General features: G+C 68.0%; 23 protein-coding genes. 11 read left to right on the top strand and 12 right to left on the bottom strand.

The window, feature by feature from the left end; all coding sequences use genetic code 11:
- Positions 1–233: 233 nt before the first annotated feature.
- From AC3ARF_RS07505 to AC3ARF_RS07485, 5 genes are all read left to right on the top strand, one after another.
- Positions 234–878, top strand: a complete 645-nt coding sequence (locus tag AC3ARF_RS07505) for a c-type cytochrome (protein WP_498926655.1) — start codon at positions 234–236, stop codon at positions 876–878.
- Positions 875–1,858, top strand: a complete 984-nt coding sequence (locus AC3ARF_RS07500; protein ID WP_498926653.1) for a c-type cytochrome — start codon at positions 875–877, stop codon at positions 1,856–1,858. The genes AC3ARF_RS07505 and AC3ARF_RS07500 overlap by 4 nt, the downstream gene beginning before the upstream one ends.
- Before the next feature lie 22 nt (positions 1,859–1,880).
- Positions 1,881–2,273, top strand: coding sequence for a DUF302 domain-containing protein (locus AC3ARF_RS07495; RefSeq protein ID WP_498926652.1), 393 nt, complete (start codon positions 1,881–1,883; stop codon positions 2,271–2,273).
- Positions 2,274–2,357: 84 nt separating this feature from the next.
- A complete protein-coding gene (locus AC3ARF_RS07490) occupies positions 2,358–2,732 on the top strand; it encodes a rhodanese-like domain-containing protein (RefSeq protein WP_498926650.1) in 375 nt (124 codons plus the stop codon).
- 39 nt (positions 2,733–2,771) lie between these two features.
- The gene (locus tag AC3ARF_RS07485) at positions 2,772–3,566 is read left to right on the top strand and encodes a sulfite exporter TauE/SafE family protein (RefSeq protein ID WP_498926649.1); all 795 of its coding nucleotides are present in this window, start codon (positions 2,772–2,774) and stop codon (positions 3,564–3,566) included.
- Between the two features lie 35 nt (positions 3,567–3,601).
- Here AC3ARF_RS07485 and AC3ARF_RS07480 read toward each other — a convergent pair whose 3' ends face one another.
- From AC3ARF_RS07480 to AC3ARF_RS07440, 9 genes are all read right to left on the bottom strand, one after another.
- Positions 3,602–4,168, bottom strand: coding sequence for a DUF7010 family protein (locus AC3ARF_RS07480; protein ID WP_498931720.1), 567 nt, complete (start codon positions 4,166–4,168; stop codon positions 3,602–3,604).
- A gap of 62 nt (positions 4,169–4,230) precedes the next feature.
- The gene (locus AC3ARF_RS07475) at positions 4,231–4,752 is read right to left on the bottom strand and encodes a DUF1993 domain-containing protein (RefSeq protein WP_498931718.1); all 522 of its coding nucleotides are present in this window, start codon (positions 4,750–4,752) and stop codon (positions 4,231–4,233) included.
- A 140-nt stretch (positions 4,753–4,892) separates the two neighbouring features.
- Positions 4,893–7,019: a catalase gene (locus tag AC3ARF_RS07470; RefSeq protein WP_498931717.1), complete on the bottom strand. Its 2,127-nt coding sequence runs from the start codon at positions 7,017–7,019 to the stop codon at positions 4,893–4,895.
- 212 nt (positions 7,020–7,231) lie between these two features.
- On the bottom strand, positions 7,232–7,666 hold the full coding sequence (locus AC3ARF_RS07465) for a nuclear transport factor 2 family protein (protein ID WP_498931715.1): 435 nt from the start codon (positions 7,664–7,666) through the stop codon (positions 7,232–7,234).
- Positions 7,659–8,054: an OsmC family protein gene (locus AC3ARF_RS07460; protein ID WP_498931797.1), complete on the bottom strand. Its 396-nt coding sequence runs from the start codon at positions 8,052–8,054 to the stop codon at positions 7,659–7,661. Before AC3ARF_RS07460 ends, AC3ARF_RS07465 begins: the two co-directional genes overlap by 8 nt.
- Before the next feature lie 40 nt (positions 8,055–8,094).
- Complete coding sequence (locus AC3ARF_RS07455; protein ID WP_498931713.1) at positions 8,095–8,667, bottom strand: NADPH-dependent FMN reductase; 573 nt, start codon at positions 8,665–8,667, stop codon at positions 8,095–8,097.
- 151 nt (positions 8,668–8,818) lie between these two features.
- Complete coding sequence (locus tag AC3ARF_RS07450) at positions 8,819–9,379, bottom strand: YceI family protein (protein ID WP_498931712.1); 561 nt, start codon at positions 9,377–9,379, stop codon at positions 8,819–8,821.
- Between the two features lies 1 nt (position 9,380).
- Entirely contained in the window at positions 9,381–9,965 is a 585-nt protein-coding gene (locus tag AC3ARF_RS07445; RefSeq protein WP_498931710.1) for a cytochrome b, read from the bottom strand.
- Positions 9,966–9,978: 13 nt separating this feature from the next.
- Complete coding sequence (locus tag AC3ARF_RS07440; protein WP_498931709.1) at positions 9,979–10,686, bottom strand: pirin family protein; 708 nt, start codon at positions 10,684–10,686, stop codon at positions 9,979–9,981.
- A gap of 191 nt (positions 10,687–10,877) precedes the next feature.
- On the opposite strand from AC3ARF_RS07440, the gene AC3ARF_RS07435 reads away from it, so the two are divergent.
- Complete coding sequence (locus tag AC3ARF_RS07435) at positions 10,878–11,567, top strand: glutathione S-transferase family protein (RefSeq protein WP_498931707.1); 690 nt, start codon at positions 10,878–10,880, stop codon at positions 11,565–11,567.
- Positions 11,568–11,587: 20 nt separating this feature from the next.
- Here the strand turns inward: AC3ARF_RS07435 and AC3ARF_RS07430 are convergent, their stop codons facing one another.
- The 3 genes from AC3ARF_RS07430 to AC3ARF_RS07420 all read right to left on the bottom strand — a co-directional run bounded on the left by AC3ARF_RS07430 (position 11,588) and on the right by AC3ARF_RS07420 (position 13,387).
- Positions 11,588–11,737 (bottom strand): hypothetical protein, encoded by a 150-nt coding sequence (locus AC3ARF_RS07430; RefSeq protein ID WP_498931705.1) that lies wholly within the window; start codon positions 11,735–11,737, stop codon positions 11,588–11,590.
- A 154-nt stretch (positions 11,738–11,891) separates the two neighbouring features.
- Positions 11,892–12,569, bottom strand: a complete 678-nt coding sequence (locus AC3ARF_RS07425) for an alpha/beta hydrolase (protein ID WP_498931703.1) — start codon at positions 12,567–12,569, stop codon at positions 11,892–11,894.
- Positions 12,570–12,586: 17 nt separating this feature from the next.
- Complete coding sequence (locus AC3ARF_RS07420) at positions 12,587–13,387, bottom strand: dioxygenase family protein (RefSeq protein ID WP_498931701.1); 801 nt, start codon at positions 13,385–13,387, stop codon at positions 12,587–12,589.
- A gap of 259 nt (positions 13,388–13,646) precedes the next feature.
- On the opposite strand from AC3ARF_RS07420, the gene AC3ARF_RS07415 reads away from it, so the two are divergent.
- The 5 genes from AC3ARF_RS07415 (at position 13,647) to AC3ARF_RS07395 (ending at position 20,865) form a co-directional block, all read left to right on the top strand.
- Positions 13,647–14,741, top strand: a complete 1,095-nt coding sequence (locus AC3ARF_RS07415) for a glycerophosphodiester phosphodiesterase (RefSeq protein WP_498931699.1) — start codon at positions 13,647–13,649, stop codon at positions 14,739–14,741.
- A 129-nt stretch (positions 14,742–14,870) separates the two neighbouring features.
- On the top strand, positions 14,871–15,488 hold the full coding sequence (lexA, locus tag AC3ARF_RS07410) for a transcriptional repressor LexA (protein WP_498931697.1): 618 nt from the start codon (positions 14,871–14,873) through the stop codon (positions 15,486–15,488).
- Positions 15,489–15,502: 14 nt separating this feature from the next.
- The gene (locus AC3ARF_RS07405) at positions 15,503–16,219 is read left to right on the top strand and encodes a translesion DNA synthesis-associated protein ImuA (RefSeq protein ID WP_498931695.1); all 717 of its coding nucleotides are present in this window, start codon (positions 15,503–15,505) and stop codon (positions 16,217–16,219) included.
- Positions 16,220–16,231: 12 nt separating this feature from the next.
- On the top strand, positions 16,232–17,656 hold the full coding sequence (locus tag AC3ARF_RS07400; protein WP_498931693.1) for a Y-family DNA polymerase: 1,425 nt from the start codon (positions 16,232–16,234) through the stop codon (positions 17,654–17,656).
- Entirely contained in the window at positions 17,653–20,865 is a 3,213-nt protein-coding gene (locus AC3ARF_RS07395) for an error-prone DNA polymerase (protein ID WP_498931691.1), read from the top strand. The genes AC3ARF_RS07400 and AC3ARF_RS07395 overlap by 4 nt, the downstream gene beginning before the upstream one ends.
- Positions 20,866–20,954: the final 89 nt, after the last annotated feature.

Raw genomic sequence — 20,954 nt, 5'->3', positions numbered from 1 at the left:
CTCCACCCACTGAGAAAAATCCTCAGTCGGGTCGGCACGCCAGCCGGTCCACTGCCGGATACCGATAGTTCATTGCTTCCATCCAATGGTGGATGGACACAGAGTGCTCGTGCCGTGCCCCTCTCAGATAGCGCGGCTTGGGCCCCATGTGCAGATGGCGTCAACGCGGTCGTCACCGCTGCGCACCGACACTGACCCGCATGGGAACACATTCCACGGCTCATACGCGCGCCATGGGCGCCGCCATCGTGTCCTTGGGGTTGTGCAGCGCGGCGGCCTCTCTCCCCGTCCGCGCTGCCGACCCCGCCACCCTCGCGCTCAAGGGCGGCGATGGGTTGGCGGCCTGTGCCAGTTGTCACGGACAGGACGGCGCCGGTCAGGCATCGTTCCCCCGCTTGGCGGGGCTGGATGCAGGCTATCTGCAGCGCCAGCTCGACAGCTTTGCCAATGGCACCCGGGTCAATCCGGTGATGCAGCCGGTGGCCAACGCGTTGTCGGCGGCTGATCGTGCAGCCATGGCCGTGTACTACGCGGCGTTGCCGGTACCCGCATCGCTGGTCAATCGACCGGCCACCCCCAATACCGATCGCAGCGCCGGTGCCCGGCTGGTGCGCGAAGGCGCGTGGCAGAAGGGCGTGCCGGCGTGTGAGCAGTGCCATGCCCGCGGTGGTGGCGGCGTGGGCGCGGCATTCCCGCCGATTACCGGCCAGCCTGCCGGCTATCTCAGCGCGCAGCTCAATGCATGGAAGAGCGGCACCCGCAAGAACGACCCGCTGCAGTTGATGCAGTCGGTGACCAAGCAGTTGACGGCCGAGGAAATCACGGCGGTGTCAGAGTGGCTGGCCAATCAGCCCGCTCGCGCGGGTGGTGGACGATGAGTGCCCTTCCCGTCCGTCGTTCTCGCCGCATCGCGGGCATTGCCACCGCCCTCGCCTTGCTGGCCACGGCATGCGACAACGTGCGCCCCCCGCGAACCGCCTACCGCGCCAAACCCGCCATCGCCGCCGAGGAGGCGCCTGTCACCACGGCGGCGCCCTCGCCCGAGGCGGTGCAGACGGCCGCCGCGTTCTCCCCGCCATCGTTCGACGATATCCCCGAGGGCCCGTACGGCGATCTGGTCCGTCGCGGGCGCGACATCTTTCTGGACACGCGCACACACGCGGCCAAGTACGTGGGCAACGGGTTGAGCTGCGGCAACTGCCACCTGGACGCGGGGCGCTTGGCCAACTCCGCGCCGCTGTGGGGTGCCTTCGTGCGCTATCCCGCCTATCGGGCCAAGACCGGCGAGGTCAACAACTACCTGGAGCGCCTGCAGGGCTGCTTCATGTACAGCATGAACGGCACCGCGCCGCCCGCCGACAGCCTTGAGCTGAAAGCACTGGAAGTCTACTCGTATTGGATGTCGCAGGGCGTGCCAGTGGGCGCACAAATGCAGGGCGCGGGCTATCCCAAGGACTTCAAGCCGCCGCAGCCGCCGGACTATGCACGGGGTCAGGCGGTGTACGACAAGAACTGCGCGTTGTGCCACGGCGCCGATGGGCTGGGACAGCAGGCGGGCGGGCGATACGTGTTCCCGCCGCTGTGGGGCCGCGACTCGTATAACTGGGGCGCGGGCATGCACCAGTTGGACAACGCCGCAGGGTTCATCAAGGCCAACATGCCGCTGGGTCGCGGTGGCACGCTCAGTGACCAGGACGCGTGGGACGTGGCCAAGTACATCAACGCCCAGGAGCGCCCACAGGACCCCCGCTACACCGGCGACCTGGCGGAGACCCGCACCCGCTTCCACGATTCGCCGCATTCCTTGTACGGGCTTGTAGTGGAAGGTCGCCGGCTCGGTGCCAATCCCTCCCGCTGATTCCATTCCCCCTGGAGTTGCCATGAACTACATCCGCCACACCGACGAGTCGGTCGAAACCCTCTTCCAGCGCGTGCAGGACGCGGCCAAGGCCAATGGCTTTGGCGTGCTGCACACCTACGACTTCAAGCAGATCCTGGGCGGCAAGGGCTTTGACCTGCCGCAGGAGGTGCGCGTGCTGGAGGTCTGCAACCCGGGCCAGGCACACCAGGTGCTGGGCATGGACATCGCGCTGAACATGATGCTGCCCTGCCGGATCTCGGTGTATGAGGATGGCGGGCGCACGGCGGTGGGCATGGTGCCGCCCACGGCGTTGCTGGGGCTGGTGTCGAAGGACGCACGCATCCAGTCGGCTGCGCGCGAGGTGGAATCCGCGATGGAGAAGATCATCGAGGAGGCAGTGGCAGGCAGCTGAGTGTCCGGCGGACACCGTTCATGGGAGATCAATATTAGCAAATGCTAATATAGGGCCACTCCCCTCGAAGACGCTGAGGTCCGCATGAGCATTTTCCGGTCCCTGTTCACCACTTCTGCTGGCGATATCGCCCCGGACGAGGCGCAGCGCGCCATCGCCCAAGGCACGCCCGTCGTGGACGTCCGCGAGGCGGATGAGTTTGCCGCCGGTGCGATTCCCGGTGCGGTCAACGTGCCCCTGGGCCGCATCCAGCAACTGGGCGCGCGGGCCTTGGCCAGCGCCGGGATCAACCTGGACGCCGGCGACGTGATTCTGGTCTGCCGGAGCGGTGCGCGCAGCGGCAGCGCCTGCGCGGCATTGCAGGCGTCCCTCGGTGAGCATGCCCGCAACCTCAGCGGCGGTGTGATGGCGTGGGCCCGCGAGGGGCTGCCCCTGACGCCGAATGGCCGGCAGGCGTAACGCCTGGGCTGGCGCGCGAGCTCGCGTGGGCGTGATGCCATGACCACCCTTTCGCTATTGCAGTACCTGCTTGGGGCGGGGGCCGGGGTGCTGGTCGGCCTCTCCCTGGGCACGGTGGGCGGTGGCGGCTCCATCCTGGCGGTGCCGCTGCTGGCCTACCTGGTAGGAGTCAAGGACCCGCACGTTGCCATCGGCACCAGCGCGGTAGCGGTGGCCGCCAATGCGGCGATCAACCTGGTCAACCATGCGCGGGTAGGCAACGTGAAGTGGCGTTGTGCGGCGCTGTTCTCAGCGGCGGGCGTCACCGGGGCCTGGCTGGGCTCTACCTTGGGCAAGGGCTTCGACGGTCAGCGGCTGCTGGCCTTGTTTGCGCTGCTGATGATCGTTGTCGCGGTGCTGATGCTGCGCGCCCGCGGCACCGAGGGGGACGCGGCGGTGGTGTTGAACCGGGGCAATGCACCGCGGCTGGTGGGCTCGGGTGCGGCCACGGGGTTGCTGTCGGGCTTCTTCGGCATCGGCGGCGGCTTCCTGGTGGTGCCGGGGCTGATGGCGTCCACCGGCATGCCGATCCTGTATGCAGTGGGCTCGTCGCTGGTGGCGGTCACGCTGTTCGGGCTGACCACCGCGCTCAACTACGCACGCTCCGGCTATGTGGACTGGTCGCTGGCGGCGGTGTTCATTGCCGGCGGTGCCGTGGGCGGACTCGTGGGCGCGCGATTGGCAAAGCGACTCTCCGGCAGCAAGGGCGCGCTGAACGCGGTGTTCGCGGCGATGATCATCCTGGTCGCGCTGTACATGTTGTTCCGCAGCGTACGCGCGTTGGGCTGGTTCTAACCCGCGCCTCTTCTGACCGATCCGGCGCGAAGCGGCTAGCGCCGCCTGCGCAACAGCCGCGTCCGCTCTGCCCCTGCAGCCATCGCCATCGACACGGCCATGCCCACGGCAATCGGCAGGGGCGCGGCGTTGTCCAGCGGCAGTTGCGCCACCCCCACCCCGACCACCGTTGCCGCCCCCAGGAGGGCATAGGGCACCGAACGGTAGAGCCACGCAAACGGCAGGAAGTGCGCGCCAACCAAGGTGGCCACGCCAAAGGGCACCAGTGTGGGCGCTTGGGCAAACAGCACCCACACGGTCACCCACCCCAGCAGTTGCGTTACCCCCAACGTCCAGATCAGGCTGGCCCACGGGTGCCCCCGGGCGAGAACGTCGCCTCCCAGTTGGCGGTTGAGCACGTACCCAACGGGGTGTACTGCGATGCCCCCAACGGCGACGGCCCACGCCAGGGCGTCACTCGAGAGCCCGTGCCACAGCAATGCCACGGCGACCGCGGCCCAGAAAAGGGCGCCAGCGAACGTCGCGCCGACGCCGCCCAGCGTTATTTCCGCCAATGCATCGCGGACCGCCACCGTGGTGAGGTTGGAGGCCTCGGTGTTCACGCAGCACCCCATGGTTGAATGTCCATGTGGACCCAATGCCAAGGGCATGCGCCCCGCCCTGCTCAGGCTGCCTGATCCTGCCGTACGTGCGGTGCCAGGAACGCCATGAAATCTGCCTTCCCCACCGGCACGCCGAGCTTGCGCAGGATTGCGTAGGCGGTGGTGATGTGGAAATACAGGTTCGGCAGCAGGTACTCGCTGACGTACTGACGGGCCGGCAGTTCGCAGTAGCGGCCTCCGCCCAGGCCGATCCGCTTGATCTCGTCCAGCTTGGCATCGTCCACGGTGATGGCCGACACCATGGTCTTCGCCTGCTCGATGGCCTCGCGTGCCTGCGCCACGGTGGCGATGTCGGGCTTGAGGTTCTCGACAGGCTGGCCGGCGCACCATTGGGCAAAGCCGCGCGGTTGGTTGCAGGCCAAGGCGATCTGCCCGCCCAAGGCGAACATGTCAGGTGCCAGGCACTCCTGCAGCGTCGCGTCGAAATCGGGCAGGTGCTTCTGGCCCACGCCCAGGATGTGGTCGAGGGTCGCCAGTCGGCTCAGGAAAAGGCGTTGCAGTTCGGAAATTTCGCGGTTGGACATGGGCATTCCGTGGCAGGGGGATGGGCGCTTCGCCGCAGCGGATTGCTGCGGTCGAAGCGGCGTCCAGTGTGACGCTTCCGCACGGGCGGCATCCAGTGCCTGAGTCGCTGTCTACCGCCGACCATGGCCGCGGCGGGGCATCACGGCAACGTGCGCAACGTCGGTTCCCGTTTCCACTGCCGGGTCTTGGCCAACTTGATGAAGTCGGCCACGTCGCCCGGGTCCACCACGCCCGCGTCGGGCTTGATGTTGGCCGCCTTGAGGATGTGCGCACGGGTGCCACCGCACGCGGCAATCGCCTTGAGATGGCCGAAGGCATCGCGGAACCAGTCGATGGCCGCGGCTTCGCCGGCGAGCTTCTCGGCCTCGGCCGGGTCCAGCACGCTGGCGACGGCGTCAAACAATACCGACGGGGTGCCGGCGAGCTGTCCGTCAATCTTCTGCGGCTTGCCGCCCTTGAGCGTGACGTGGCGCTTGGGCGCGATGATCTTGACCTGCGCGCCGGCCTTCTCGGCCGCCTTGCGCAGTGCATCCACCTGTTTGCCGTCGCTGCCCTCCGCCACCAGGATGCCGATGCTGCGGCCCTCCAGGGTGTCCTTCATCTTCGGGATCAAGGTGATGGCAGCCGACGTCGGCAGGTCCAGCACCGGCGCGGCGGCCGGAGCGGCCGGGGGCAGCTTCGCCATGCCCAGCCCATCGGCCACGCGCTTCGCCAACGCCTCGTCGATGTTGCGCAACTGCGCCACGCTGCGCTCGCGAACCGGGTCGTCTTCCACCTTGGCCAGTTCAAACACCAGCGCCGAGGCAATGTGTGCCTGCTCCAGCTCGGTCTGGCTGCGCCAGAACATGCGCGGCTGGCTGTAGTGGTCGGCAAAGGACGCGGCGCGCACCCGGCCCTTCTTGCCATCATCCGGCGCCCGCTCCGCGAAGCTGCGGAAACCGTTGGGGGTCTCGCGGCCGTTGGGCGTCGAGCCGTCCTTGTCCAGCGACGCGGGCTCGTACGCCACCCTGCCCTTGGGCACCTGCATCTGCATGTGCGCGTCGCGCTGGTGGTTGGCGAACGGGCACTTGGGGGCGTTGATCGGGATCTGGGTGAAGTTGGGGCCGCCCAACCGCGACAGCTGCGTGTCCAGGTAGGAGAACAGTCGCCCCTGCAGCAGCGGGTCGTTGCTGAAGTCGATGCCGGGTACCATGTTGGCAGGACAGAACGCCACCTGGTCGTTCTCGGCGAAGTGGTTGTCCGGGTTGCGGTCCAGCACCATGCGACCGACCACCTGCAACGGCACCAGTTCTTCCGGCACCAGCTTGGTGGCGTCCAGATGGTCGAACGGGAACGCGTCTGCTTCTTCCTCGGTAAACAGCTGCACGCACAGGTCCCACTCGGGAAACTGGCCGGCGTTGATGGCCTCGAACAGGTCGCGGCGGTGGAAGTCGTTGTCGGCGCCCTGCAGCTTGACCGCTTCGTCCCAGACCACGGATTGCAGGCCCAGCCGCGGCCGCCAGTGGAACTTCACGAAGGTGGATTCGCCGTTGCCGTTAACCAGGCGGAAGCTATGGATGCCGAAGCCTTCGATCATCCGGAACGAGCGCGGGATGCCGCGGTCGCTCATTGCCCACAGCACCATGTGCAGCGTCTCCGGGGAGAGCGAAACGAAATCCCAGAAGGTGTCGTGGGCGCTGGCGGCTTGCGGGAAGCCGCGGTCCGGCTCCATCTTCACCGCGTGGATGAAGTCCGGGAACTTCATCGCGTCCTGGATGGCGAACACCGGGAGGTTGTTGCCGACCAGGTCGAAGTTGCCTTCCTGCGTGTAGAACTTCACCGCAAAGCCGCGCACGTCGCGCGGCGTGTCCACCGAACCCGCGCCGCCGGCGACCGTGGAGAAGCGCGCGAACACGGGCACCCGCCCCTTCTCGGTCAGGAATTTGGCGGTGGTGTACCGGGTCAGCGGCTTGGTCAGCTCGAAGTAGCCATGCGCCGCGCTGCCGCGTGCGTGGACGATGCGATCCGGAATGCGCTCATGGTCGAAGTGGGTGATCTTCTCCCGCAGGACGAAGTCTTCCAGCAGCGTCGGCCCGCGCGAATAGGCGCGCAGCGAGTTCTGGTTGTCGCTGACCGGAATCCCTTGGGCGGTGGTCAACACGCCGGTCTTGGCGGTGGCCTGCTGGTGGGTCTCCCCTCCTTGGGCGGAACCGGCTTCCGACGGTGCGGGTTTTGACTTGGAGGCGGACTGCATCGTGCTCTTGGACACCTTCTTCCCGCTGGCCATGGGGACGGATTCCTGTTGTCGGGGGGTGTCCCAGACTGCACCGGATATCGTTATGGCGATGTGGTAACGCGGTCGGGGCCCCGCCCCCACCGCCCCCCGGGCGGGCTTTGCACTGACGGGCCAGGACACGCTGCAGGCAGCGGGACCAGGTGGAGTGCCTGAAGACGTCGTGAGGGACGGGAGCCGACCCGCTTGTGCCTGGGAGGGTCGGCTCAGCTGCGGTCCACGATCCGGGTGATGCACCCGTCGCGGAATTCGAACTCGGATTTGCCATCCAGTTCGATCACGCTGCCTGCCTGCGGGCCGCCGGGAATATCCGCCGCCAACACGCCGCGGAACGCAATGCCGGCCACGGCGCGCTCCGGCCATTCGCGCAAAGCGGTCAGCTGCTGCTCGCGCTCGGCAAACAAGCCGCGTGACTGCTCGGCGAGCGTGCGGAATTCCTCGATGCCCTGCGCCGAGGCCGTGAGCTGGTCACTGGTGTAGTTCTCGAACACCACGTCGGGCGCCAACAGGGCAAGCATGCCCGGGATGTCGAAGGCGGTGTACGCCGCCAGGTATTGCTGGATGAGTGCCTTGTTGCTGGTCATGGGGGCGTCCTGCGTGTGCACCGTGCCGGTAAAGCCGTGCGGTCGATTGTCAGTCATCTGCCCGTTCGCTGGTGATCACAGCGCCCTCGCGCATGACCTTGGTGACGGGTGTGTTGGCGACGATCTCCAGCAGGCGCTGCCATTGCTCGTCGCTGAGGGGCTGGTCCGAATGCAGGCGCCTGTGGATGTGCATCTTCCCATCGTCATCCGCGGACAGTTTCAGTTCGGCACGAAACTCGCCGAGATCCCAACCCTTGCGCTGTGCGTACATGCGCAGGGTGATGGCGGTGCAGGCCGAGAGCGAGGCCAGATACAGGTCAAACGGTGCCGGCCCGGTGCCCTGCCCGCCGAGCGCTGCTGGTTCATCGGTCACCAGTTCGTGGTGGCCGGCACGGATCCGGTGGGCGTAGTCGACGCCGGTCGAGACGATGCTCGCTTTGGCGATGGGTCGCATGGCGAAGGGTCCTGGGGTGGGTAGGCCGACCTTACCCCTTGCGTGGCAGTACCGTCAGCACCCGGCGCACAAACTGGTGGAACTCCGACATGTAGTTGCGCAGGAATTCCTCGGTCGAGGCATCGGTCACCTCGCCTTCGGGCGTGATTAGGCCGGGCTTGAACTGGATGTAGGCCTCGGGGGCATTCATCTGCGGCGAGTTGCAGAAGCTCAGTACGCTGCGCAGTTGTTGCTGCGCGACCGCGGTGCCAATGGCGCCGGGAGAAGTGCCGATCACCCCCGACGGTTTGCGGGCGAAGGAGTTGGTGCCCCACGGGCGACTGGCCCAATCGATCGCATTCTTCAATCCGCCCGGAATGGATCGGTTGTACTCGGGCGTTACGAACAGGACGGCATCAGAGTCCTCGATGGCCTGCTTGAACGCCTTGCCCTCGGGCGGGTAGTCGGCGTCGTAGTCGTAGCTGTAGAGCGGCAGATCCTTGAAGGAGATCTCGTGGAACTCCAGCTCCTTCGGCGCCAGCCGGATCAGCGCATTGGCAAGTTGCCGGTTGATCGAACCCTTGGCGAGGCTGCCGATCAGGTATCCAACCTTGTAGTGGGTCATACAGACACCTGCGCGCGGTAATGAAAGGGCGCTCAGTGTGGCTGCCGCAGCGGTTACGCTGCCGTGAACCGAGGCACCGGGCACTGCCACCCACTTCGGGCCAACGCCGCCGGCCTAGTGACCGGCAGCGTCGTACCGACTCCCGGCGGACTCAGGACTTTGGTGCAAACGTCACGCGAGTGGAGATCGCCACCTCGTTGGGAATGATGCTGGTGTCGGCCCAGTCGCCGCCGCCCACACCAAAGTCCAGGCGTTTCACGGTGGCTTTGCCGGTAAGCACTGGCTTGGCGCCCGGCGTCCAGGTGAAGGTCAGCGTGGCCGGGCGGCTGACACCGCGCAGGGTCAGCGTGCCGTCGGCGGCGTACTTGTTGCCGCCCAGGCTGCGGAAACCGTTGGCCGTATAGCGGGCCTGCGCGAACTTGCCCACGCTCAAAAAGTCCGAGCTCCGCAGCGTGCTGTCACGCTCGCTGTTCTGGGTGCTGGCGCCGGCTAGGGGAATGAGCACGTCGAGCTTGGCGGCCTTCGGTACGGACGGGTCGAAGCTCAGCTTGGTGCGAAAGCCCGGGAACTGGCCGGTAAACACCTCGCCCTGGTACTGGCTGGCAAAGCTGAGCGCGCCGGAAGCCTGGACGTAGTCAGCGGCATTGGCGGGCGCGGCGACCGTCGATGCGGCAGCGACGGTCAGTGACAGCAGGAATGGCTTGAAGGTCATTTCAGGACTCCGATTCGGAAGGGGCGGTCTGGGTGCGCCGCGGCAGCGCGGGCAGCATCCGGGTAAGCGTGTCGTCGCGCTGGACGACGTGGTGGTACAGGGCCGCGGCGGCGTGCAGCGCGACGAGTGCCACCAGCAACCAGAAGCCGTATTCGTGAAGGGTTCCGGCCACATCGGCCAGACCCTGGTCGCGCCCGCTCAGCGCAGGCAGGTTGAACCGCTTGAACCATTGCAGCGGGTACCCCGAAGCGGAGTTGAACAGCCAGCCACTGAGCGGAATGGCGAACAACAGGCCATACAGGGCCACGTGCGTGAGTGAGGCGATGCGTGCCTGCCAGCTGGGCGTGCCGGTCACTGGCGCCGGAGCCCCCGCATACAGTCGCCAGGCCAACCGCGCCGCCACCAGCGCGAGCAGCGTCAGGCCCAGTGATTTGTGTAGCGCATAGCTGCCGATCTTGGCGGGGGTGTTGGGCATGTCGACCATGCCCAACCCCAACCACGCGATCCACACCAGCAAGGCCAGGATGGCCCAGTGCAGCAGCTGGCTCACGCTGCCCCAGCGACCGGAGCGGTTCTTCAGGTCCATGGCTGGCTCCGGATCACGGTACGCGCGGCAGATCGAACACCAGCAGCTCGGCGCCGCTGCCCTGCTCCACTTCCACGCGATTCTCTTCGGCGTACAGCAGTGCGTCGCCGGCCGACACCGCGTGCCCGTTGACCACCGCCTTGCCGCGCGCAACGAACACATACGCCAGGCGACCCTGCGCGAGTTCCAGCGTGGCGCTTTCGCCCGCATCCAACAGGCCTGCGTACATGCGCGCATCCTGGTGGACGGTCACGGAGCCGTCGCTGCCGTCTGGGCTGGCGACCAGCCGCAGGCGACCGCGCTTCTCCGCTTCCGGGTAGGCTTTCTGCTCGTAGCCGGGCTTGATGCCGCGCACCGAGGGAATGATCCAGATCTGCAGGAAATGGGTGGTGCCCTGCTGGTCGTGGTTGTACTCGGAGTGGGTGATGCCGGTGCCGGCGCTCATGCGCTGCACTTCGCCGGGCACGATGGCAGTGCCATTGCCCATGGAGTCCCGGTGGGCCAACGCGCCATCGAGCACGTAGCTGATGATCTCCATGTCCTGGTGCGGATGGGTGCCGAAGCCCTGCCCCGCCTGCACGCGGTCCTCGTTGATGACGCGCAGCGGGCCCCAGTGCACGTGGCGCGGGTCGTGGTAGCCGGCGAAGGAAAAGCTGTGCCATGAATCCAGCCAGCCGTGGTTGGCGTGGCCGCGTTCGTTGGCAGGGCGCAGGGTGATCATGGCGGACCTCCGTAGGGGGTGGGCGAAGCGGGTGCTTCGGCTGACGGAGCACAGTGTCGAAGATGACGAACGCAGGATAAAGTGGGCGGAATGACACCTATTGTTCCAAATTAGTGATCATTCAAAAGGCTATGTTCGCGCCGAGGCAGGCGACGCCATACTGGCCGCATTCCAGCCTCCCGGACCAACGCATGTATCGACTGCACATCGCCAACAAGAACTACTCCTCGTGGTCGCTGCGCCCTTGGGTGCTGATGCAGGTGCTGGGCATCCCGTTCGAAGAATCGTTGACTCCCTTTGCCGCCGCAGGCGCGCCCAACCCGTTCCGCTCGTTCTCGCCCAGCGGCCAGGTGCCCTGCCTGGTCCACGGTGGACGTTCGGTGTGGGACTCCCTGGCCATCACCGAATATCTGGCCGAAAGCCACCCCGCGGTGTGGCCAGCCGATGGCGTGGCTCGTGCGTGGGCCCGGTGTGCTGCGGCTGAAATGCATGCGGGTTTCCGCAGCCTGCGCACGCAGTGCACGATGAACTGCGGTGTGCGCGTGGCGCTGGACGCGATCACGCCGGCCACGCTGGCCGACCTGGCGCGCATCGATGCCCTGTGGAACGAAGGACTGACGCGTTTCGGCGGGCCGTTCCTGGCTGGGGCGGACTTCACCGCGGTGGACGCGTTCTACGCACCTGTGGCCTTCCGCATCCAGACCTACACGCTGCCGCTCTCGCAGTCGTCGCTGGACTATGCGTCACGCCTGCTCGCCTTGCCCGCGATGAAGGCGTGGTACGAAGCCGCGCTGGCCGAGACCTGGCGCGACGAGGCGCACGAGCACGAGATGCGTGACGCCGGCCGTATCGTCAGCGACCTGCGGAGCCCCGCCGACTGATCGGCGCGGGCGCGGCGTGCTCAGGGCATGAAGTGGCCGGCGAAGCCCGACGGGTTCGCTGGTCCGCCATTGACCCACGCCCATACCACGGCCGCGAGCAGCGCCAACCCCAGCAGGCTGCGCAATACGCGCTCCACCCGGTCGCCGCGACGGGTTCTATGTGTACTCATGGTGCCGCCCCCTGTTCCCCCTGCGGCAATCAAACGCCTGCAATTGCCGGATGTCTGCGATGGGGGTCACAGCGCGTGAACTGCGAAGGCGGACCGCTGCCGCACTTGCGCAGTGGGTCGCATTCGGCGCTTGCACGGTTACGCGGGCGCGAAGTTACGAGGCCGGGGCCAGCAACGGCCGGTACCAGGCTTCGAAGTCGGCGCGCATTTCGGCACTGAGGGTGTGATCGACGGGATACAGGCGCGTGGTGTGGGCCACGCCCAACTGGGTAAGCCACGCATCCGCACGCGCGGCCCACGTCACGGGCAGCTTGCTGTCGTGGAGCCCATGACCGATGAATCCGTGAAGGTTCCGAAGCCGCTCTGACGCAGCAAGCGGGGCCTCCAGTTCCGGCAGGATGCGGCCGGCAAGCACACCGAAGCCGGCGACGGATTCGGGTGCAGTCAGCGCCACGCTGGCACTCATGATGCCGCCCTGGCTGAATCCCGCGACGACGGTGCGCGAGGGCGGAATGTCGTGCTGGCGTTGCAGGGCTGAAATCCATTGGATCAATGCGAGGCGACTGGCCTCGGCCTCCTCCGGCACGATCTGCGGCCCACTGGGGGTGAAGGCAACGCGGAACCATCCGAACTGCCCCGGGCCGAACGCGAGCCGCCCCTGTGGCAGCACCACCAATACATCGCGGCCGGCAGTGCGGGCCAACTCGGCGAGTTGCGCTTCATTGCCGCCCACGCCGTGCAGCAGGATCAGCAGCGAGGTCGGCGTGGTGGGCACGGGCTCTGCCACCCGCCACGCCAAGCCCGTAACTGCATCGCGCATCAGTTCGCTCATCGCCATCGCGGCCCGCCTCACAGCGCCGTCGCGGGTGCGGCGGTGCCGGCCCAAAGGTAGGAATCCATCGACAGCACGCCGTAGGTCATGCCGCCCTCGATGAACTGTGCGGCGTCGTCGGGGCGGCTGGCTCCCAGCGCCACCAGTAGCGGCAGGTAGTGTTCCTCGGTGGGGTGGGCGCGTTGCGCATGCGGGGCGCGGCGGCGGTAATCCACGAGGCCTTCCACGTCATGGCGTACAACGGCCGCCTGCACCCAGTCGGCAAACTGTTGCGCGTACTCGGGGTCCTGGATGTGCTGGCGGAACTCGTACAGGTTGTGGGTCATGCTGCCCGAGCCCACGATGAGCACGCCCTGTTCGCGCAAGGGCGCCAGTGCGGCGCCCAGGCGCAACGCGCCTGCCGCATCGATGTCATGCGGCAGCGACACCTGGAACACCGGCAGGTCGCCTTGCGGCCGCAGGTGTCGCATCGGCACCCACGCGCCGTGGTCGAGGCCCCGTTGTTCGTCGATCGCGACCTCGAAACCGGCATCGGCCAGCAGCTTGGTCGCCTGCGTCGCCAGTTCCGGCGCCCCGTCCACGTCATAGCGCAGCGTGTACAGCACGGACGGGAAGCCGCCGAAGTCGTGGATGGTCTCTGGGCGAGCGCTCGCCATCACCCGCACGCCGCGCGTCTGCCAGTGGGGCGATACCACCAGCACGGCGCGCACATCGTGCAATGCCTCGCCGAGGGTGCGAAGGCGTGGACCCAGCTGGCCGGGCTCGACTGCGAACATGGGCGAGCCGTGGGAGACAAACAGGGACGGGGCGGTGTTCATGGGGGCCTTACTCCAATTGACCGGCCCGAGGGCCGGCGTGTTGGAATCAGTGTATGAGCGCACCTGCGCGCAACAAATGCCGCACGGAACGACGTTACGTTCCGTATTTGCGGTTAATCGGGCCGGTACTGGCTGGGTTTTGCGCTGCCATTGCGACACACTCCGGCAAGACGCAGTTTCGACGCTAGGGCGGCTTCCGGGCGAGTCCGGCGTCGCGATATCCCATGCCGCAATCGCGGTTTCCGGTCGCAAGACCGCCATGGTGTCCATCCTTCTGACCGTAGGCCTGATGTCCCTCCCCCAACCTCCCGTATGCGCCCAACCCGGCGACACACCCCTGGCCAACCCCGTGGTCGTGATCGCCCACCGCGGGGCCAGCGCCCTGCGGCCGGAGCACACGCTGGCGGCGTACGCGCAGGCCATCGCCGATGGCGCGGATTACATCGAACCGGATCTGGTGATCACCCGTGACGGCGTGCTGGTGGCACGCCACGAGAGTGAAATCAGCCGGACCACCGACGTGGCAGCGCGAAAGGAGTTCGCCGATCGCCGTCGTCGGCAGGTCATCGACGGCACCCCAGTGGAGGGCTGGTTCACCGAGGATTTCACCTTGGCCGAGCTGAAGACGCTGCGCACCCAGGAGCGCTTTCCCGTCCTGCGCTCCACCGCCCACGACGGCCTGTACCCGATCGCGACGCTGGATGAAGTCATCGCGCTGGCTGCCAGCGAGTCCGCGCGCGTGGGACGGACCATTGGCCTGATTCCCGAGATCAAGCACCCCACCCATTTCCAGCGGCTGGGACTGGCAATGGAAGACCGCGTGTTGGAGCGCCTTGCGGCGCACCCTTACACCCGCACCGCGCCAGTGGTGATCCAGTCGTTCGAAGTAGGCAACCTGCGCTACCTGCACGAACGCCTCGCGGGGCGACCCAATATCCGCCTACTGCAACTGCTCGGTGCGCCGGGCAAGTGTCCCGTGGATCAGGTGGAAGCGAGTGGCTGCCGGCTGAGCTACGGCCAGATGATGACGCCCGCGGGCCTGCAGGCGGTCGCGGAGTATGCGCAGGTGCTCGGCCCGCCGTCGCGTGCGGTCATTCCCGTCACGGCGGAGGGGGCGTTGGGAACGCCGACCTCACTGGTGCGCGACGCCCATGCCGTGGGTCTGCAGGTGCAGCCGTATACCTTCCGCCCTGAGAACCACTTCCTGCCGCCTGCGCTGTGGCGGGGTGGGGATCCGCGCACCGTCAATCCGGATGGCTCGATTGCCGAGATCCGGGCCTACCTGGTGGCCGGCATCGATGGTTTCTTTACCGACAACCCTGCTCAAGGGCGCAAGGCGGTAGACGATCGCTGATGCATTCCGGGGTGCCGACACCAGGGGGAATGACGCGGCGTCGCATCCCGTGAGACCGCCGGTCGGCAGGCTGGGCTGACCTGGGCCCCGTTCACCCAGTCACACCCGGTTATGACTAATATTAGTCACATGAGCCTGACCGACACCCAACGCGCCATCCTCGACTTCATCCGCCAGCGGGTGGAGGCCGACGGCGTGCCGCCCAGCCAGCTGGAGATCGCCGCGGCCTTCGGTTTCCGCCAGAACAAGTCGGCCGGCTACCACCTCAAGGCACTGGAAGACGCCGGCGCCATTGAGCGCGTGCCCGGCCAGGCGCGAGGTATCCGGCTGGTGGAACGGCGCCCGCGCCGACGCGGTCGCCCGGAACAGCTGCGCCTGCCGGTACTGGGCCAGGTCGCGGCGGGTGTGCCCATTGGCGCCGACATCGGCAGCGACGCGGAGATCCTGATCGACCGGGTGCTGTTCTCCCCTACCCCCGACTACCTGCTGCGGGTGAAGGGGGACTCGATGCGCGAGGACGGTATCTTCGACGGCGACCTGGTGGCCGTGCACCGGACCAGCGAGGCGCGCAACGGCCAGGTGGTGGTGGCGCGGATCGACGGCGAGATCACCATCAAGCGACTGGAAATGCGCACCGGACACCTGCGCCTGCTGCCGCGCAACCCCGACTACACCCCCATCGAGGTGCCGCCCGGCGCCGACTTCGCCATTGAAGGCATCTACTGCGGCCTGGTGCGCCAGGGGTGACCGTGGGCGCGGTGATGCCCCTGGAAGCCCTGTTGGATGCCCGCCGTATCTGGCGCGGGCAATCGCATGCGCCCCCATCGTCCACCTGCCCCACCGGCCATGCCGCGCTGGACGCGGCGCTGCCCAGTGGCGGCTGGCCGGAGGCGGCATTGACCGAACTGCTGCTGCCCGCACCGGGCGTGGGCGAGTTGCAACTGCTGTGGCCCACGCTGGCGCGGCTGTCGGCGCCGGCAAGCGGGGAAAACACTGCGGCGCTGGGTAATGGAAAGGCATCACGCAAGGGCATGGGCAAGCGCCACGCCACAGGGCCCATGCAAGCGGCAGATGGCCGGGTCATTGCGGTGATCGCACCGCCGTGGTTGCCCTATGCCCCCGCGTGGCAGGCGGCGGGCGTGCACCTGCCCAACTTGCAGGTGGTGCGCTGCGAAGGCCGCGATGCGCTGTGGGCCGCCGAGCAGTGCCTGCGTTCGGCCGCCTGCGCGGCGGTGCTGTGCTGGCCGGAAAACGCCAACGACCGTGCCCTGCGCCGCCTGCAGGTGGCCGCCGAGACCGGGCAGTGCCTGGGCTTCGCCTTCCGCGATCCGCAGGCGGCCCGCAACCCCTCGCCCGCCGCGCTGCGCCTGCTGCTGGAAGGCGGCTTGCCCGATGGCGGGCCCTGCCGTGTGCACGTGCTCAAATGCCGCGGCGGTGCCGTGCCGGCGCACCCCATTCCCCTGCGCGTCGCGCATTGATGGCAGGCGCACATGCACTGGGCTTGTCTGCTGCTGCCGCAACTGGCGCTGGATGGCGTCCTCCGTCGCCACCCCGCGCCGAACGAACCGCTGGCGCTGGTCACCGGGCCGATGCAGCGGCGCGTGTTGCATGCCGTGAACCCGGCGGCCAAGGCCCTGGGCCTGCGGGCGGGCATGGGCTGGGCCGCGGCGCAGGCGCTGTGCAGCGGCTTCGCCACCGTCGAACATGACCCCGAAGCCACCGAGCGCCTGCGCCGGCTGCTGGCGGCGTGGGCCTATGGCTTCAGCTCGCAGGTCAGCACCGACCTGCCGCACGCCATCGTGCTGGAAGTGGGCGGCAGCCTGAAACTGTTCGGGCCGTGGTCGCGGTTTGAAGCCCGCCTGCGCGAGGAACTTTGCGCACTCGGCATCCGCCATCGCATCACCGTGGCACCCAACCCGCAGGCCGCCCGTGTGCTGGCCAACGTGGGTGATGGGCTGGCCTTGGACCAGGAGGCCCTGGTCAACGGCTTGGGGCGCATTCCGGTCGAACGCGCCGGCCTGGACCACGACGTGGCCACCGCGTTCTCGCGGATGGGACTGCGGCGGCTGCAACAAGTGTTCGCCCTGCCCCGCGATGGGCTGGCGCGGCGCTTCCCCAAGGACCTGCTGCCCTGGCTGGACACACTGCGCGGCCTGCATGAGGCGCCTTTGCACTATTACCGACCACCCGACCGCTTCGATGCGCGCATCGAGCTGGAGCAGGAGGTCGAATCCAGCCAGGCGTTGCTGTTCCCGCTGCGCCGGCTGACCGCCGACCTCGCCGCGTTCCTGGCCGGGCGCGACGGCGGCGTGCAGCGCTTCGTGCTGCGACTGGAGCACGACCGGCGTACCGACAGCGAGGTGGTGGTAGGCCTGCTGACCGCCGAGCGCGAAGCACCGGTGCTGTTTGAACTGGCGCGCGGCCGCCTGGAGCAGGCGCGTGTGCCCGCATCGGTCCGCGGCCTGCGTCTGCTGGCGCGCGAACTTCCACCGTTCGTGCCCGCCCGCCGCGATCTCTTCGACCCGCGGCCGCAACAGGCCGTGCCGTGGCTGCAACTGCGCGAACGCCTGCGCGCACGCTTAGGCGATGGCGCCGTGCATGGCCTGGCGGTGCAGGCCGACCATCGCCCCGAACGGGCGTGGCGGCGGTTGGAGGGTGACGATGCAGCTGCGAGGCCCCCCCGCGTCCCGCGCCCCTGCCTCCGCCCCGGCTGGCTGCTATCCGAACCGCAGTCGTTGCCCGACCACGGCCTGCGCCTGCTCGCCGGCCCCGAACGGATCGAATCAGGCTGGTGGGACGACGAGGACACCCGCCGCGACTACTACCTCGTCGAAACCGCACAGGGGCAGCGCGCCTGGGCGTGGTGCCCGGCGGGCACGCATGGGCCGTGGACGCTGCATGGGTGGTTCGCATGACGCCGGGCCTGCTGCCACCGCCCCGCGCGTTCACCGCCGATGCCACCGTGCAGGCGGTCGAAGCGCAGGCCTGGCCCGACTACGCGGAGCTGCACTGCCTGTCCGCTTTCAGTTTCCAGCGCGGCGCCTCGGTGGCGAAGGAGCTGTTCGAGCGTGCCCAGACGCTGGGCTACCGCGCACTGGCCATCACCGACGAATGCAGCCTCGCCGGCATCGTGCGTGCGCTGGAAGCCTCGCGGGAGACCGGTCTCCCCCTCATCGTGGGCAGCGAGGTGCGGGTGGAGGACGGGCCGAAGCTGGTGCTGCTGGTGGCCACGCAGGCCGGCTACACCGCGCTCTGCGGGCTCATCACCGCGGCGCGCCGCCGCGCCCCCAAGGGCGAATACCGCCTGCTGCGCGAGGACTTCGAACGCCCCGGCCTGGAGGGACTGTTGGCGCTGTGGGTGCCCGAGGAGCACCACCTCCCGCCAGCGCGCATTACCACCTCCGCGACCATGCCGGCTCACGGCGCCATCCCTGAAGCCTGGCATGTTGCCGCCTCCGAGACCTCATCGTGGCTCCAGGGCCACTTTCCCGACCGCGCGTGGTTGGCCATTGAGCTGCACCACGGCCCCGACGACGCCGCACGCCTGCAGCACCTGCTCGCCCTCGCCCGGCACTGCGGCCTCCCCGCGGTGGCCACCGGCGACGTGCACATGCACGTGCGCCGTCGCCGCGCCCTGCAGGACACCCTCACCGCCATCCGCCACCGCTGCACCCTAGCCGAGGCGGGCGCGCACCTGTTCCCCAACGGCGAGCGCCACCTGCGCACGCGCGAGGCATTGGCCGCCACTTACCCTCCCGAACTGCTGCGCGAAAGCCTGCGCATTGCCGAACGCTGCACGTTCCAGCTCGACCAGCTGAAATACGAATACCCGCACGAGCTGGTGCCCGAAGGCCACACCGCCACCACCTGGCTGCGCCACCTCGTCGAACAGGGCGCCCGCGAGCGTTGGCCTGGCGGTACCAACGCCGCGACGCTCGCGCAACTCGATCGCGAACTCGCGTTGATCGCACAGCTCAAGTACGAGTCGTATTTCCTTACCGTGCACGACATCGTCCGCTTCGCCCGCAGCCGCGGCATCCTCTGCCAGGGGCGCGGCTCGGCCGCCAACTCGGCGGTCTGCTACGCGCTGGGCGTGACCGCCATCGACCCGGTGCGCATGCACATGCTGATCGAGCGCTTCATCTCGGTGGAGCGCAACGAGCCGCCCGACATCGACATCGACTTCGAGCACGAGCGCCGCGAGGAAGTACTGCAGTACGTGTTCCAACGCTATGGCCGCGAGCGGGCCGCGCTCACCGCCGTGGCCATCAGCTACCGCGGCCGCAGCGCGATCCGCGACGTGGCCAAGGTGCTCGGCCTGCCCCCCGACCAGGTCAACGAACTGGCCGCCACCATGGACCGCTGGGGCGGCCATGCCCCCATCCCCGAATACCTGCGCGAGCGTGGCTTCGACCCGGAGTCCCCGCTGATGCGGCGCGTCGTCGCGCTGACCACCGAACTGGTCGACTTCCCCCGCCACCTCTCCCAGCACCCCGGCGGCTTCGTCATCTCCGAGCACCCGCTGAGCACGCTGGTGCCGGTGGAAAACGCCGCCATGGACGACCGCACCGTCATCCAGTGGGACAAGAACGACCTGGACACGATGCAGCTGATGAAGGTCGACTGCCTCGCGCTGGGCATGCTCACCGCCATCCGCAAGACGCTGGAGCTGCTGCGCCACCACGACCGCGGCGACTACACCCTGGCCACCATCCCCGCCGAGGACAAGGCCACCTACGACATGATCTCCCGCGCCGACACCGTGGGCGTTTTCCAGATCGAGTCGCGCGCGCAGATGGCGATGCTGCCGCGGCTGCAGCCGCGCACCTTCTATGACCTGGTGATCGAAGTCGCGATCGTGCGGCCCGGCCCGATCCAAGGCGACATGGTGCATCCCTACCTGCGCCGCCGTCGGGGCGAGGAGCCCATCGAATACCCGCCCAAGCTGGAGAAGGTGTTCGCGCGCACGCTGGGCGTGCCGCTGTTCCAGGAGCAGGTGATGCAGCTCGCCATCGTCGGCGCCGGCTATACCGGCGGCGAGGCCGACAAATTGCGCCGGGACATGGCCGCATGGAAGCGCCGCGGCGGCCTCGACCCGCATCGGGAGAAGCTCACCGATGGCATGCTGCGCAACGGCTTCACCCGCGAGTACGCTGAGCACATCTTCAGCCAGATAAAAGGCTTTGGCGAATACGGCTTCCCCGAGTCGCACGCCGCCAGTTTCGCCCTGCTCACCTATGCCAGCAGCTGGCTCAAGTGCCACGAGCCCGAGGCGTTCACCTGCAGCCTGATCAACAGCCTGCCGATGGGCTTCTACAGCGCCGACCAGTTGCTGCAGGACGCGCGGCGCCACCGCATCCGCGTGCTGCCGGTGGACGTGCGCTACAGCGAGTGGGATTGCACGTTGGAGTTTCCCGCCATCCGGCTGGGACTGCGCATGGTGCAGGGGTTTTCCGAAACCGTCGCGCGTCAGGTACACGCCGCCCGGCTGCGCCGTCCCTTCGACGACGTGGATGACCTGTGTCGCCGCGCCGCACTGGATGAGCGCCACCGCAGCCTGCTGGCCGATGCGGGTGCGCTCAAGGCATTGGCCGGTCATCGCCATCGCGCGCGCTGGGCCATCGCTGGCGTCGAGCCGCAGTTGCCGCTGTTCGCCGAGGCCGCCCCCACGCCCGAGCGCACCATCGCCCTGCCTATGCCCACCGCCGGCGAGGACCTGGCCCTGGACTACGCCACCACCGGCACCACCCTGGGCCGCCATCCGCTGGCAATGATCCGCAAGGCGCTCACGGCACGGCGCTGCAAGCGCTCCTCCGAACTGGACACCCTGCCCCACGGCCGCCGCGTGCGCACCGCCGGTCTGGTCACCCTGCGGCAGCGCCCCCAGACCGCCAGCGGCGTCACTTTCATGTCACTGGAAGACGAGGACGGCACCATCAACGTAGTGGTCTGGCGGCAGGTGGCCGAGCGCCAGCGCCGTGTGTTCCTGGAATCACGCCTGCTGGTGGTCGAAGGCCGCCTCGAGCGCCAGGACGGCGTCCAGCACCTGATCGCCGATCGGATGGAAAATGCCAGCGAGCTGCTTGGCACGCTGGCCACCGGTGGCTCGCGCGACTTCCACTAAGCGCCACCACTGAACGCCATAAACGAAAACGGCCGCCCCTTGCGGAGCAGCCGTTTCGCGGATTCGGAAAGCGCCGGAAACCCGGCCCT

It is taken from the genome of Lysobacter sp. KACC 24251, assembly GCF_057747755.1.
The sequence above is the reverse complement of the archived record's forward strand: the minus strand, read 5'-3'. Positions and strand labels throughout refer to the sequence as shown.